The organism is Chryseobacterium sp. 'Rf worker isolate 10' (assembly GCF_050753305.1).
GTDB lineage: Bacteria > Bacteroidota > Bacteroidia > Flavobacteriales > Weeksellaceae > Chryseobacterium.
Genome location: NZ_JBOZOF010000004.1, coordinates 298034 through 314115 on the forward strand (window position 1 = coordinate 298034; position 16082 = coordinate 314115).

Genomic DNA, 16082 nt, shown 5'->3' on the forward strand with positions numbered 1-16082 from the left:
CTGAGCCTGTCGAGGCATTTTGATTTCAATTAATTAAATATATTCAGATTAAAACTAAAAATATCCAAAATCACAAGACTTTGGATATTCAATATAGTAATTTTAATGTTCTATTTCTGAGGAATATTCGCTAAAATATCTTTCAGGAAGCTCCAGAATTTCTGTGCTGAAGGGATATTAGCTCTTTCATCAGGTGAATGTGCTCCTCTGATGGTTGGTCCAAAGCTTACCATTTCCATTTCAGGATAGTTGGCACCAATGATCCCACATTCAAGACCTGCATGACAAGCTACTACATGAGGTTTTTCACTGAACTTCTCAGTATAAAGCTTCTCCATCAGCTGTACAATTTCTGAACCTGGTTTTGGTTTCCATCCCGGATATGATCCGCTGAATTCAACATTCATTCCAGCCAGTTCTGCTACAGATTTTAATTGTTCTGCAACTGAATATTTTGAAGAATCTACAGAAGATCTCGTAAGATTTAAGATTTTAAGCTCTCCGCCCTTAAGCTCTACTCTTGCTACGTTGTTGGAAGCTTCTACAAGATCAGCCACATCCGGACTCATTCTGTATACTCCGTTGTGAAGAGCTTTTAAAGTAAGGATCACTTTTTTGGAATCACCTTCTGAAATCGCTTTGTCTGAAGACGTAGAGTTCTCGATATTGATTTGAAGTCCCGGTTCTACCGTTGCAAATTCTTCTAAAATGTCTTTTTTAAGAGCAGTTGCATTTTCTATAAATTCCTGAGCATTTCTCACGGAAATAAGAGCAGCACCTTCTCTCGGAATCGCATTTCTCAAACCTCCGCTGTCGATAGAAATTAACTCAATATTCTGGTTTTCCAGTCCGCTGTAAAGAAGTCTTCCCAAAATGACATTGGAGTTTCCGAAACCTTTATGGATATCCATTCCGGAGTGTCCTCCCTGAAGGCCTTTTACTTCAATTCTTACAACTTGTCCTTTTGAAGCTTCTGTAGTATAAGTTTGTGTGATCGTTACATCTACACCTCCTGCACAGCCGATATCAATCTCGTCATCCTCTTCAGTATCAAGATTCAATAGAATTTGTCCTGTAAGCTGTCCTGGTTTTAATCCTAAAGCACCCGTCATTCCAGTTTCTTCATCAATGGTGAAAAGAGCTTCCAATGCAGGATGTGGAATATCTGAACTTTCAAGAATAGACATAATGGTTGCTACTCCTAAGCCGTTGTCAGCTCCCAAAGTAGTTCCTTTTGCCTTTACCCAGTCACCATCAATTTCCATTTTAATTCCTTCGGTTTCAAAATCGAAATTCACATCATTGTTTTTCTGGCAAACCATATCAAGGTGCGATTGAAGTACAATCGATTTACGGTTTTCCATTCCTGCAGTGGCAGGTTTTTTAATAATAACGTTTCCTACTTCATCTACCGTAGTTTCCAGTCCTAAATTTTCACCAAATCCTTTGATAAAAGCTATTACTTTTTCCTCCTTTTTTGAAGGTCTTGGAACAGCATTTAATTTGGAGAAATTTTTCCATATAATCTGCGGTTCTATATTAGATAATTCCATTGAATTTTATTTTTCTCAAATTTACGAAATAAAAAATGCTTCCGTGAGATACAGAAGCATTTTTGTATGATTTCGCTTTTATTAGCATCCACATTCTCCATAGATCGGAGTCGTGAATGTAGTGCCATCCGGTTTCTCAATAGTCAGAGTTCCTTCAAACAGTAAAGCTTCTTCGCCTTTTATTTTTTTACCTTTTACAGAAATTTTATAATCATCATTTTCTATTTCCTTGGTAAGCAGTTCATCTACCTCCATATCACTTGATGAAATAAGATTAAGAGCCAGTCTTTTGCCATCCAGCATCATATAAGCTGTTTTTCCGGCATCATCTGCATAGATGTATCTCTCATTTTCAAAATCAGCTTTGCTTACAGCAAAATAGCATGAACATTCTTTAATTTCTTTAGGAAAAGGAATGGTTCCCACCAAAATATTTCCTGAAGAAGAACCTGTTGCAGTTGAATCTTTGGCAACATGTAAAGAATCAGCAGTCGTGGAGCCTGAAACAGTCTCTTTTTCTTTTTTGCAGGCTACCAGTAAAAATGCGGAAAATACAATGATTAAATATTTCATATGTTTGTGGTTTTATTATTTATTACCCTCTTGCTCTTTCGAGAAGTGTCATCATTAATAAAGAAAGGATTACCAAACTTTCTTCCTCGTCATCAATGTCGATCAGTCTGTCCAGCTGGAATCTTCTTCCAAAGAATGAAGGCATTTTTTTTAGTTTAAAATAGGCCTTTCCATCAATCCCTGTTACGGTATACGATGGATTAAGGAAATACCCTGTGAACATTCCGATGATAGGAAGTTCTCCTACAAAGCTGTCCCAGAATCTTACCCATGCGCTGTCTTCCTGAATTTTAAACTTAGGCTGATCCTGAGCATCCAGAACATCATAACTTGCTTTCCAGATAGAACGCATTCCTTTTCTGGCTAATCTACCAAAGTTTTTATTGTCAATAAGATCATTCAAAGAATACGAAGCGTTGAAATCAATCCATTGATTAGCTCTGATTCTGAAAAGTTCCTTAGACTTGCTCTCATCATTGAAAACGATAACATCTTCTTTCAACTTGAACATTTTCTGACGAACATATGCTACATAATTTCCATTTCTGTCCGTAATATTGAAGTCACTTGCTAAAGTAGTGATTTTGAATTTGAAATCCAGAGGATAATTGAGATTGTTAAGTACCATGTTAGTTAATTTTTTTCATATTTAATTTAAGCCGCAAATATAGAGGTTTTTTTAGAGTTCTCAGGTATGGGAGAAATATGAAATGTCATAATGAGACATTAGTCTTATGGTCAATTGTCAATTTTTGCTGTGCAAAGTCAGCAGCCAATGAATCTCTGTATGAAAATTCACAAGCGAAGCGAATTTACCATTCACTATTAGCTATCAGTTATCAACTTTAATTCTTATTTTTGTAGCTATGGATTACCCAAGTAAAGTGTTGGCAAAGGCAGTAGATGAGATTTCAGGACTGCCCGGGATTGGAAGAAAAACGGCTTTGAGGTTAGCATTACATTTGTTGAAGCAGCCCAATTCCAGAGCCGTAAGCCTTGGAAATTCCCTGATTAATCTTGTCAACGAGATAAAATACTGTAAAGAATGTCATAATTTTTCAGATTTTGACATCTGTGAAATATGCAGCAATGAAAAGAGAAATGGTGAACTGATCTGTATTGTTGAAGATGTGCGGGATGTCATTGCCATTGAAAATACTGGAAAATACACTGGCAAATATCTGATTCTTGGAGGAAAAATTTCCCCCATGGAAGGAGTTGGCCCCGGCCAGTTGAATATTCCAAGCATTGAAAAGAAACTGAATGACGGGAAGGTAATGGAGTTTATTTTCGCACTGAGTGCCACGATGGAAGGAGATACAACGGCTTATTATATTTACAAGAAATTTAAAAGTTTCAATGTGAATTTTTCAAGCATTGCAAGAGGAATTTCAGTAGGGGATGAATTGGAATATGCTGATGAAATTTCTTTAGGAAGATCTATTATCAACAGGCTGCCATACAACGAAAAGGATTAATATGAAGCTGTCCGTTATTATCGTTAATTATAATGTTACCCAATTACTCAGAAGCTGTCTCCTGTCCCTCCAGAAATTTATACAAGAGGTAGAATATGAGGTGATTGTAATTGATAATGCTTCTACAGACACTTCATGGGGTGATCTTATCCCTGAGTTTCCCAACGTACATTTTATATCTTCTGAAACGAATGGAGGTTTTTCAAAAGCTAATAACCAAGCTATTCAAACTGCGAAAGGAGAATATATTTTGCTTTTGAACCCGGATACAGAATTTGAAGGGTTTTATATGAAAGAACTGCTGAACTTTGCAGACTCACAGCCTTCATTTGGATGTCTGGGAGTGAGAATGCATGATAGTGAAGGAAATTTTCTCCCTGAAAGTAAACGTTCGGTTCCGGATATGTTTAATTCTTTTGAAAAGCTGTTTACCAATTTTAAAAAGAACAATTCGAAATCCTATTACAGAAACGATATAGAAGAAAATGCTGTGGCAGAAGTAGAAGTGATCACCGGAGCATTTTTGTTGGCTAAAAAAGAGGTTTACGAAAAAATAGGAGGGTTAGATGAAGCGTACTTCATGTATGGAGAAGATATTGATCTCTGCTATACGTTTTTAAGAAACGGATATAAGAATTTCTATTATGGTAAGGTTTCAATTCTTCATCACAAAGGAGAAAGTACCATTAAGAATGAAGTATATCTCAACAGATTTTATGGGGCTATGCAGATTTTTGTTGATAAATATTATAAAGAATCTAAACCTGTACAATATTCGTTTTTAAAGGCAGGACTGAAGCTTCGCCATCAGATTGAAAAGATCAAGCTAAAATAAAAAAGCAACTCAATTTGAGTTGCTTTTGTTTTATATAAGATGATATTCTTCTTATTTTGCCGGAGCTACAGGAGTTTGTGCCGGAGTTGCAGTTTTAGAAGCAGGAGCTGACTGTTTTGCAGGAGCTTCTTTCTTCGCAGGCTGCTGTTGTGCAGGAAGTGCCTGAGACGGCTTACCTGTAATAACAACGCTTAAAAGGATAAGAACGATGATAGTTCCGCCTAGAGTCCATGTTGCTTTTTCCATGAAATCATTGGTTCTTTGTACTCCAAACTGTGCAGATGATGCACCTCCGAATGTACTTGAAAGGCCTCCTCCTTTAGGATTTTGTGCCATAACGATAATTACCAATAAAACACTGGCAACCATAACAAGAACCATCAATAGTGTAAATATAGTATCCATTAATTCTGATATCTTTTTGAATGGGCAAATTTAATGTTTTTTTACTGAATGACAAAAAAAGATGTCGCCAAATGTTGATAAAAATAAAAACGGCAACAATTGTTGCCGTTTTTTCTATAAAAATAGGATGTATTATTTAAAATCAGCATCAGTAGCCTTATTGATCTCATAAGACTTTACAGTCATCGTCATATCCATTCCCATTTGACTTACAGAGATTGTGTAAGGCATTTTTACCCCTTCTACATCTTTGTAGTTAGAGAATGTTGTTGGAATTGTCATCTCCTGACCTTTATTTTTTATTTTTTTAGTTTCTCCGGTCTTTAATCCTGTTGCAACGCTGTAGTAATACGTAGTATCTCCACCTTTAATTGCGTAAGAATCTTCGCCTCCGATTTTCTCAATTCCGCCTAATTTATAATCAGCAGATTTTGCAAAACCTAATTCTTCGAAAAGTTCCGGGTTCTTTTGTTTTTCAGCAATTTCTTCAGGTGTGATATCAACTTTTTGTCCCATTTGCATAGAGTAACCAGTTTTCCCGTCAAATACCTGCTTCTGAACCACCTGTCCCATTGCTGTTACAGTGGTAAGCTCCTTTCCGCCTTGTGCTTTAATGATTTTGAAATCAATATTCTGCCCTTGCATAGACATAGAAGCATTTGTTGTATAAGACGTGATTTTCGCCAGATTAGCTTTTCCTCCGATAGCATTGATGTATTTGTCCGCTACAGAAGCAACTGTTACGTTGGCATCTACTTTTTGTACCGTTGGCTTAGCAACCGGGTTGGCATCTTTATCGAAATATTTTACAGGATAACCCAGTTTTTCCAGTCCTTCAGAAATATCAGATGCTTTACCAGCGATGAAAATTCTGCTTTGGTTAGGTAAAATGGTAGCTTTTACAGCATTTGAAACATCTGCAGTAGTTACTTTATCGATAGATTTTAAATAATTGGTATAGAAATCAGCGGGTAAATCCTGAACTTTTTGATTTAAAGCAAATCTTGCGATAGTAGCCGGCTGCTCCAGAGACATGATGAAAGATCCCTTCAGCTTAGCTTTAGCATTTTCCAGTTCTTCTGGTTTTACCGTAGAAATAGCATTAAGTTCATTCATGAATTCCTTAACAGCTTTGTCGGTAACTTCATTTCTCACACTTGCACTTGCAGAGAATTCCGGAGAATATTTGCTGGCAACCATTTCTGAGTAAGCACCATAAGTAAATCCGTTTTTCTCACGAAGGTTCATGAAAAGTCTTGCTTCACCACCACCACCAAGGATATAGTTGGCAATTGTTGCAGGGAAATAGTTGGCATCCTTCATTTTCAGAGCGTTCAGGTTGCTTAATGAAACAACAGACTGTACTGCAGAAGGAACATCCACTACGTTGATCTCCGTTTTAGCAACATTGGAAGCTGACTCCAATGGTGTAATAGGAGTGTTTGCTTTTTTCCAGCTGCCGAAAGATTTCTCGATCAAAGGTTTCACTTGATCAAATTTTACATCTCCAACGATTACTAAGTAAGCATTGTCCGGAGCATAGTATTTTTTGTAAGTATTCTGAACATCAGCAAGCTGGATTTTGTTGATAGACTCAACAGTTTCAAACTCACCTCTTGAAGTATTTTTTCCATACATCAAAGCGTTAGAAACTCTTTCTGCGATAGAAGAGGCATTCTTTTCGTCAGCTTTTAACCCTTCAAGTGCTCTCTCCTTAGAGTTTTGAATTTCTTCAGCAGAGAATTTAGGATTAATGATAGCATCAGCCATCAAACCTAAAACTTCAGGGAAATATTTTGAAAGTGAATTGGCAGAAGCACCTCCTGAAGAGAAATTAAGATTTGCCCCAAGATAGTCTACTTTTTTGTTGAAATCATCTTTGCTGATGTTGGTTGTTCCGTTTTCGAACTGTTCAGCCATAATTCCGCTTACTCCGGTTACAGCTCCTTCATTGTACGGAGGTCTGTCCATAGAAAGACTTGCGCTTACTCTTGGCAGTTTGTTGTTTTCAACCACCATTACTGTAAGACCGTTACTCAGTTGGAAAGTTTTTGGCTTAGCAATGTTGATCGAAGGAGTAGGTCCCGGTTTCGGCATTGCATTAATATCTATTTTTTGTGCTGAAACCATTCCTGTAAAGAAAAACGCTGCAGCTATATATGTTAATTGCTTTTTCATTTGTAAAAATTTAATTTTTAATAATCATATAGTCACCTAAAAAGTTGAAATGATTACTTTTTCTCAGGTACGTAATTAATGATTATTCTTTGGTTAGAATTAAGATACTTTTTAGCAGCATTTTGAAGATCCTGTCTGGTGATAGATCTGTAAATGTCGATTTCTTTGTTGATCAAATTCGTGTCACCCATCAATACGTGGTTGGTTGCCAATGAAGCAGCAATTCCCTGAATGCTTGAGTTCGCATTTACAAATTGGTTTTCGTATTGGTTTTGAATTTTTTGATAGTCTTCTTCAGAGATTAAAGTAGTCTGAAGTTTTTTGATTTCAGCATCAATGTCGGTCTGTAAAGCCTGTTTCGTTGTTTGTCCCATTGGGATTGCGAAGAATGCAAAAATACTGTAATCTTCAAGACCCTGATTGAAAGCAGCTACCTGAAGCGCTTTTTTGTCCTGGTCAACTAATTTTTTATATAAAACTGAAGACTTACCACTGCTTAAATACGAAGAAAGCATATCCAAAACATAAGCATCTTTTTCTTTGTTAGCTGGAGTTCTGTACGCGAAAATATAAGCCGGAAGCTGGATGTTCGGGTCAGTAGCAGTAACTTCTTTTTCCTGTGTGATAGGAGTTTCTTTTGGGAAATCTTTTGGATAAAGCGTTCCTTTTGGAATTCCTCCATAATAGGTTTCAATCCATTTCTTAGTCTGCTCAGGTTTAATATCTCCCGCAACTACCAAAGTAGCGTTATTCGGAACGTAAAACTTCTTATAGAACGCCTGGAATTCTTCTAGTTTAGCAGAGTTCAAATCCTCCATAGAACCAATTGTAGGCCAGTTGTACGGGTGATTTGTAAATAAATTTTTCTGAATCGTTGTGAAAAGATTTCCATAAGGCTGGTTATCCATTCTCAATCTTTTCTCTTCTTTTACAACCTCTCTCTGGGTATCCACACCAATTTGGTTGATTACAGCGTGACGCATTCTTTCAGCTTCCATCCAAAGTCCAAGCTGTTCGTTGTTGGAAGGGAACGTTTCATAATAATAAGTTCTGTCATTGGTAGTGTTGGCATTGTTCTGTCCTCCGTTTGAAGAAACGATCTTGAACCAGTCTCCTCTCTTGATGTTGGGAGTTCCTTCGAATAGAAGGTGTTCAAAGAAGTGAGCAAAACCAGTTCTGCCTTTTACTTCATCTTTTGCACCTACATGGTACATCACACCCGTCGTTACAACCGGCGCCGAATTATCCTGATGAAGAATTACGTGAAGACCATTGGGAAGGTCATACTCTTCGAATTTAATTTGCTGTGCATTCAGCATTAGCCCGAAGAAAGCTACGGCAGCAGCAGAAAGAAGTCGCTTTTTCATAAAATTTAGAAATTGTTTATCAATTAGTACGAAAAGTGAATTAAATGTTACAAAGTTTATAGAAATATCTGATTGCAGGGGAATAATTTTTAGAGATTTAAAAGTGAGTGATGAATTCTTTATAGGTTTCGGGACGCTTGTTTCAAGGCAGGATATATAATTTTTTATTTGTTTAATAACATTCACAATTCATTAGCGAAGCTAAATTGACCATTGACAAATATAGTTGACAACTCAAAAACTGAATACTTCAAATTCCTAACTTCTATATGAAAGTTTGAATTCTCCTCCGAATACCTTAATTTTGTGTTCCCAAAATTTTTTTGCTGTATGGACTATTTGAAAGGACTCAATGAATCACAATATGAAGCCGTTACCTCTTTACAAGGGCCTTTGATGGTGCTTGCCGGAGCAGGTTCCGGGAAAACGCGTGTACTGACCATGCGTATTGCCCATTTAATACACAACGGAATAGACCCTTTCAATATCCTGGCTCTTACCTTTACCAATAAAGCAGCCCGAGAAATGAAAGACCGTATCGCAAAAGTAGTAGGGGACAGCAATGCAAGAAGCCTTTGGATGGGAACTTTTCACTCGGTTTTTGCAAGAATTCTGAGAATTGAATCCCATTATCTTGGATATCCTTCCAATTTTACCATTTATGATCAGCAGGATGCCCTGAATGTGATTAAAAAGGTTTTGAAGGATATGAATATTGATGCAGATCTTTATAAACCTAAAAAAGTTCAGGCAAGAATTTCAACTTACAAGAATAATTTGATTACCGTAAAAGCTTATTTCAACAATCCAGAATTGATGGAAGCGGATGAAAAAGCAAATATGAAATTCATCGGACAGATTTATCAGAAATATGTGGATCAGTGTTTCAGAAACGGATCTATGGATTTTGATGACCTGTTATTGAAAACGAATGAACTATTAACCCGTTTCCCAGAGGTACTGGCAAAATATCAGGACAGGTTCCGATACATCATGGTAGATGAGTACCAGGATACGAACCATTCTCAGTATCTTATTGTAAAAGCTTTGGCTTCAAAATTTGAGAATATTTGTGTAGTAGGAGATGATGCTCAGTCTATCTATTCCTTCCGTGGAGCAAATATCTACAATATCTTAAACTTTAAAAAAGATTATACGGATGCTAAAACGGTATCATTGGAACAAAATTACCGTTCTACACAGAATATTGTAAATGCTGCTAATGTTGTTATTGCTAAAAACCTGCAGCAGTTTAAGAAAAATGTATTCAGTGATAATGAAGAAGGGGATAAGATCAAAATTTACCGCTCTCTTTCTGATGCTGATGAAGCGAATTTCGTGGCAGGAAATATTTGGGAACTTCGTAACCGTGATCAGAGAAAATATAGCGATTTTGCTATTTTATACAGAACAAACTCTCAGACACGTGCTTTTGAAGATGCGCTGAGACGTAAAAATATTCCGTACAAAGTATATGGAGGACTTTCTTTCTACCAAAGAAAAGAAGTAAAAGACCTTATTGGTTATCTTCGTCTGCTGATTAATGAAAACGATTCTGAAGCGTTGATGAGGATTATCAATTATCCTGCAAGAGGAATTGGGGAAACAACACAAAATAAACTGATCGTTTTTGCAGACGCTCACAATATTGCAGTTTCAAAAGTATTGGAAAATCTTCCGATGTATGCTCCGCAGCTAGGGCTGAATAATGGAGTTTTGAACAAACTGAACGATTTTTGGTCTATGATTAAGGCTTTTCAGGTATTGCTGAAAACAGAAACGGCTTACAGTGTTGCTATGGAAGTAGCAAAACGAAGCGGTTTAATCAAATTTTTAAAAGATGATCAGACGCCTGAAGGGATTTCAAGAGTAGAAAACGTACAGGAATTAATGAACTCTATGCAGGGTTTCATCGAAGAACAGATGCAGCTTGAAGATGGGGACCCTAGTCTTTCCAATTTTCTTGAGAATATTGCGCTTTCTGCTGATACTCAGGATAAAAATCTGGAAGATGATATGGTTTCTCTGATGACGATTCACCTTTCAAAAGGATTGGAATTCCCGGTAGTACATCTGGTAGGACTTGAAGAAAACCTTTTCCCTAGTTTTATGAGTTCTGCAACGAGAGAAGATCTGGAAGAAGAAAGAAGATTATTCTATGTAGCATTGACAAGAGCTGAAAAACAGGTGTTCTTCTCCTATGCTGTTTCCCGTTTCCAATGGGGGAAAATTACGGATGCGGAACCTTCAAGATTCTTAAGTGAAATTGATGATGAATATATTGAATTCCTTAATCCTGCTCTGGAAAAAAGATTTATCAATAATTCAGGGGTGAAGTCCAATATTTTTGATGAACATCCTTCCGAAATGAAATCGTTCAAAAAGGTTGAGAAAAAAACTATCGACAGAGGTGATGCTTCTAAGCAAGCTCCGGAAACCAGAAAACTGAAACCCGTAAGCACGGCTAAAATTATCAATCCAAGCGGCGCTTCTTCTCAGGATATTGAAGTGGGAGATAAAGTGAGACATGATCGTTTCGGGATAGGAGAGGTTTCTTTTCTGGACGGAACAGATCCTCAGAATATCAAAGCAAAAGTCATTTTCATCCATGAAGGAGAGAAAAATCTGATCCTGAAATATGCAAAGCTAACTAAGATTTAATTTCAAAATAGAGATATAAAGACAACGGATTCAATTTTTGGATCCGTTTTTTTATGAATGTTTCCTTAATTTATCATAACTTTAAATGAGGGATAGAAAGAAACGATTACCATTTTTTATAAAAACAAAGTCTATTAGTTTTGTGGACTAATAAATAAATTTTACATTTGCATCTTGTAAAAAACATAAATGTTAATCAAATTCTAAACTATGAATAATAAGAAAACTATTCTTTCGGCCTCTGTTCTGTTTTTCCTCGGCGTATTTACTTACGGACAGGAAAAAGACAGTATAAAAACAAATAAAGACACCATAAAGACCAATAATGTAGAAGAAGTAGTAGTATTGGGTTCCAGAGCAGGAGCAAGATCTAAAGTTGACAGCCCGGTTCCCGTAGATGTATTCAATGTAAAAGAATCTTCAATTATACTTCCTCAAACGAATATAGGACAAATTCTTAACGCTGTTGCGCCTTCATTTACTTCTACAATTCAGACTAATTCTGATGGTACCGACCATTTGGATCCTGCTCAGTTGAGAGGTTTGGGACCAGATCAGGTACTGGTTTTGGTGAATGGAAAGAGAAGACATACTTCAGCATTAGTCAATGTAAACGGAACACCCGGAAGAGGTACCGTAGGAACCGATTTGAATGCCATTCCATCTTTTGCTTTGAACAGAATTGAAGTATTAAGGGACGGAGCTTCTGCACAATATGGATCTGATGCCATTGCCGGAGTGATCAACCTTGATTTGAAAAGAGATACAGGAAAATTGGCAGGGCAGATAAGTTATGGTGGAAACCTTACACCAACAGCTAACGATCATACCGGAGATTTTGACGGGCAGAATATCCAGCTGGATTTAAACTATGGAAATAAAATAGGAACCAAAGGTGGTTTTTTTAATATTACATGGTCTTCACAGTTCAGAAACCCAACCTATAGAGCAGGAACAGAAAGCGGTCCTATTTACAACGCTTATAACGCTATTGAACAACGTGCATTGAATGACGGTGTGAATCTTTCTTCTCTCTTTACAAATATCAACAATACGCCCAATTCACAGCAGCTTGTGAATTACATTCATCAGTATGCACAGAATGTAAATTATTTCTCTCCGGATCTGCAAAATTCTATCCAGGGAGCTAATACTATTTCTGCATTGCAGAATGTTTTGAAATCTGCCAATTTTACCAGAGATCAGCTTAATTATATCACAGATCAGGAATTAGCTTACAGAGGGCAGACGAGAAAGGATTTTAATATGCAGGTAGGACAGTCGAAGCTTAATAATCACCAGTTTTTTGTAAATGCTGAAATTCCAGTAAGTGACAACTGGAAAGTGTATACTTTTGGTGGTTACAGCATAAGACACGGAACCTCCGGAGGTTTTTACAGAAGACCAAGTGAAAGCAGAACCTTTACAGGATTATATTCTAACGGTTATCTTCCACAGATTGGGACAGATATCCAGGATATTTCATTAGCAGCCGGAATCAAAGGTAAATGGGACGGCTGGAATATTGATTTCAGTAATACTTACGGACAGAATTCATTTACTTATAATATTCAGAATACAGGAAATACATCCTTACGTTTTGCTTCACCTACTGAATTTAACGCAGGTGGATTAAGATTTACTCAAAATACCATCAATTTAGACTTCTCTAAAAAATATGATGTATGGGAAGGAATCAACGTGGCATTTGGGGCAGAGCACCGTTATGAGAATTTTAAAATTACTCAAGGGGAAGAAGCTTCCTATGCAACGTATGATGCTTCCGGAAATGTATGGAACGGAAACTCTGTGAGACCTACAGACTTCTTTGGAGCAGCGCTTCCGGGAGGTTCACAGGTATTCAACGGATTTAAACCTGGAAATGCTGTAGATAAAAACAGACAGTCGGTAGCAGCTTATGCAGATGTTGAATTCAACTTTACTAATTGGTTACTGGTAGATGCGGCAGCGAGATATGAAAATTATTCTGATTTCGGGTCTACATTCAATTATAAATTGGCATCAAGAATCAAAGTAGCACCTAATTTCAATGTGAGATTTGCAGGATCTACGGGGTTCAGAGCGCCATCTATTCACCAGATTTATTATAATGTAACATCTACATTATTCACAAATAATCAGCTTCTGGAAGTAGGAACTTTCAGTAATGATTCTCAACTGGCAGGATTACTGGATATGCCAAAACTAAAGCAGGAAACATCCAAATCAGCAAGTGTAGGATTTACTTACAAAATTCCTTCGGCTAGTCTTACCTTTACTGCGGACGGATATTTCACAAGAATTGATAACCGTATCATTCTTACTGACCAGTTTTTGAGAGCAAGTGTTCCTCAAAAAGCACAGGAAGCTTATGATCAGTTAGGAATCAATGCGGCGCAATTCTTTACGAATGCCATTGATACGGAAACAAAAGGATTAGATGTTGTGATTTCACATACTGCCAGATTCTCTGGATTTAAATTAGATAATAACTTCGCCATTAACCTTAATAAGACAAAACAGGTTGGAGATATTCACTCTGCAGGACTTTTACAGTCGCCACAGCTTGAAAAAGTATACTTCTCTGAAAAATCAAGAGTGTATCTGGAAGAAGCTGTACCTAGAGTAAAAGCGAGTCTTTCTCACACACTTTCATGGAAGAGTGCCACTTTCTATTTGAGAAATACCTATTTTGGAAAAGTAACAGGAGCTGATATTATTGATGTAAACGGAGACGGAATCATTGATTTTAATGAGCACCAACCGATCGGAGATAAAATCATTACGGACTTATCTGCTGCTTACCAGTTTACCAAATATGTAGGATTGACTTTAGGTGTCAACAATTTGTTTGATATCTATCCAACGAAAAACCTTACTGCTTCTACCAATAACGACCAATTCATCTATTCACGTTCCACTTCACAGTTCGGGCAGAATGGGAGGTATGTTTTTGCAAGACTTAACTTCAATTTTTAAATAGAACAAAAGATAATGCTTATCAAAAAACAGTTCAGAAATCCTGAACTGTTTTTTATTTAGGTAATATGAATTTTATCTTTCTACCAATTCTTTCACAGGTTCACCATAATGGTCAATTTCAGTTGTATTGATCTGAAGCAGCTGATACCACTTTCTGAATGCTCCTATGAATACAATAAGCATAAGAATCATAGCTGTCGCCGCTAAAACTGCCAGCAAATACTGTCCTTTCGGAATATAAATAGCTGTTACCTGAATATAGCCCGCCCAGAATGTAATTCCAGCCATGAAAACACCCGGAATAGCCGAACATAAGGCATATTTTCCTCTTTTCATCCTGATCAGCATCGTTGTACAGACAATAAGTCCACAGGCTGCCAGCAGCTGATTGCTGATTCCGAATAGCGGCCAGATGCTGTTTACATTTCCGGTGTACACCAGGTATCCCCATGCAAAGGTGAAAAGAATACTGCTGATAATAATTCCCGGAATCCAGTTTTTATCATTAAATTTTGGAACCACAGACCCCAGCATTTCCTGTAAAAAGAAGCGTCCAACCCTTGTTCCGGCATCAATAGCCGTAAGAATAAATACCGCCTCAAACATAATCGCGAAATTATACCAATAAGCAGTCAACTGATCCATATACGGAATTTTGTTGAAAATATGTGCCATTCCCACAGCCAGCGATACAGCCCCTCCGGTTCTTCCATACAGATCAATACCTATTTTCTGTGAATAATAATCGATATCTACACCGTGTAAAGATGGATGTGCCGCAAGAAAAGAATCATAAGCCTCTTTGGGAGTGTTGATCGCAAAATAATCACCCGGCATCAATGTACAGGCAGCAATAAGTGCCATCAGTGCTACAAAACCTTCCACCAGCATGGCTCCATATCCTACGAAAAGAATTTCTCTTTCTTTGTTCAGCATTTTCGGAGTAGTTCCTGTAGCAATCACAGCATGAAATCCGGAAATCGCTCCACAGGCAATCACAATGAAGATAAAAGGAAGTACCGGACCGCCAATAATAGGACCACCGCCGTTAACAAAAGCAGTAATAGCCGGCATTTGTATAGTAGGATGGATGACAATTACTCCGATGGCCAGCATGATAATGGTTCCTATTTTTAAGTAAGTCGAAAGATAATCTCTCGGAACCAAAAGAAGCCATACTGGTAATACAGAAGCAATAAAACCATAGAGAGGAATCGCAATAGAAATGGTTTTAATATCCCATGAAAATAAACCATTCATCGTCGGGTTCTGCATCAGAGTGTGTCCCCCGATAATCCCTGCAATCAGAAGAATTCCTCCCAAAATACTTGCAAACAGAACGCTGTTCTTTTTATAACGCATAATCAGTCCCATAATGATCGCAATCGGCATAGTAATCACAACAGTAAAAAGAGACCATGAAGCTTCATGCATCGCGTTGATACAGGCTAGAGATAAACCAGCAAGAGTAAGAATCAGAATAAAAAGAATCGCAAATCCTGCTACCGTTCCTGTTGTTTTTCCGATTTCTTTAGAAGCAATAGTCGCAAGACTTTGTCCTTTATGCCTTACTGAAGCAAAAAGTACAATCATATCATGTACTCCGCCTCCCAGTACGCATCCTATCAATATCCATAAAGCACCGGGGAGATATCCGAACTGGGCAGCAAGAACAGGTCCTACCAAAGGCCCAGCCGCTGCAATAGCTGCAAAATGATGTCCGAAAAGTACATTTTTATTGGTAGCAACATAATCTTTACCGTCTGCAAATTCCACAGCAGGGGTCATATTCTGATCGTTGAGCCTGAGGACTTTATTGGCAATAAAAATACCATAAAAACGATAAGCTATTGCAAAAATAAGAACAGATACAAAGATGAGAGTAAGCGCATTGATATTGTTTAAAGATTCCATATTGCTTATTTTTATTGATAAAAAATTAATTTATTGGTGTTTTTGTTATAAATAATCTAAACAATAGCCAAGGTAATTAATTCTCAATAAAAAAATATAAATATGTATATCAATCTAGCAAATTTGTTGTTAATAT

11 protein-coding genes are annotated in these 16082 nt (G+C 37.2%); 4 read left to right on the forward strand and 7 right to left on the reverse strand.

The features are described 5' to 3' along the window. Positions 1–110: 110 nt before the first annotated feature. The 3 genes from LKL37_RS19300 to LKL37_RS19310 form a co-directional block, all read right to left on the reverse strand. Positions 111–1553: an aminoacyl-histidine dipeptidase gene (locus LKL37_RS19300; protein ID WP_431612068.1), complete on the reverse strand. Its 1443-nt coding sequence runs from the start codon at positions 1551–1553 to the stop codon at positions 111–113. 81 nt (positions 1554–1634) lie between these two features. Further along, positions 1635–2126 carry a hypothetical protein gene (locus LKL37_RS19305; RefSeq protein ID WP_431612069.1) on the reverse strand — a complete coding sequence of 164 codons (492 nt, stop codon included), beginning with the start codon at positions 2124–2126 and terminating at the stop codon, positions 1635–1637. A gap of 22 nt (positions 2127–2148) precedes the next feature. Then, entirely contained in the window at positions 2149–2754 is a 606-nt protein-coding gene (locus tag LKL37_RS19310; RefSeq protein ID WP_431612070.1) for a hypothetical protein, read from the reverse strand. A 238-nt stretch (positions 2755–2992) separates the two neighbouring features. On the opposite strand from LKL37_RS19310, the gene recR reads away from it, so the two are divergent. Together recR and LKL37_RS19320 are read left to right on the forward strand one after the other, a co-directional pair. Further along, positions 2993–3604 carry a recombination mediator RecR gene (gene recR / locus LKL37_RS19315; protein ID WP_431612071.1) on the forward strand — a complete coding sequence of 204 codons (612 nt, stop codon included), beginning with the start codon at positions 2993–2995 and terminating at the stop codon, positions 3602–3604. Further along, positions 3600–4439 (forward strand): glycosyltransferase family 2 protein, encoded by an 840-nt coding sequence (locus LKL37_RS19320; protein WP_431612155.1) that lies wholly within the window; start codon positions 3600–3602, stop codon positions 4437–4439. Before recR ends, LKL37_RS19320 begins: the two co-directional genes overlap by 5 nt. 51 nt (positions 4440–4490) lie before the next feature. Here the strand turns inward: LKL37_RS19320 and secG are convergent, their stop codons facing one another. The 3 genes from secG to LKL37_RS19335 all read right to left on the reverse strand — a co-directional run bounded on the left by secG (position 4491) and on the right by LKL37_RS19335 (position 8389). Beyond that, positions 4491–4844, reverse strand: a complete 354-nt coding sequence (gene secG / locus LKL37_RS19325) for a preprotein translocase subunit SecG (protein ID WP_431612072.1) — start codon at positions 4842–4844, stop codon at positions 4491–4493. 132 nt (positions 4845–4976) lie between these two features. After that, a complete protein-coding gene (locus LKL37_RS19330) occupies positions 4977–7022 on the reverse strand; it encodes a M16 family metallopeptidase (protein ID WP_431612073.1) in 2046 nt (681 codons plus the stop codon). Between the two features lie 53 nt (positions 7023–7075). Beyond that, positions 7076–8389: a M16 family metallopeptidase gene (locus LKL37_RS19335; protein ID WP_431612074.1), complete on the reverse strand. Its 1314-nt coding sequence runs from the start codon at positions 8387–8389 to the stop codon at positions 7076–7078. A 330-nt stretch (positions 8390–8719) separates the two neighbouring features. Here LKL37_RS19335 and LKL37_RS19340 point away from each other — a divergent pair, with 330 nt between their 5' ends. After that, a complete protein-coding gene (locus tag LKL37_RS19340; protein WP_431612075.1) occupies positions 8720–11050 on the forward strand; it encodes an ATP-dependent helicase in 2331 nt (776 codons plus the stop codon). Between the two features lie 210 nt (positions 11051–11260). Continuing rightward, the gene (locus LKL37_RS19345) at positions 11261–14029 is read left to right on the forward strand and encodes a TonB-dependent receptor plug domain-containing protein (protein ID WP_431612076.1); all 2769 of its coding nucleotides are present in this window, start codon (positions 11261–11263) and stop codon (positions 14027–14029) included. Between the two features lie 75 nt (positions 14030–14104). Here LKL37_RS19345 and LKL37_RS19350 read toward each other — a convergent pair whose 3' ends face one another. Next, positions 14105–15946 (reverse strand): carbon starvation CstA family protein, encoded by a 1842-nt coding sequence (locus tag LKL37_RS19350; protein ID WP_431612077.1) that lies wholly within the window; start codon positions 15944–15946, stop codon positions 14105–14107. Between the last annotated feature and the right edge of the window lie 136 nt (positions 15947–16082).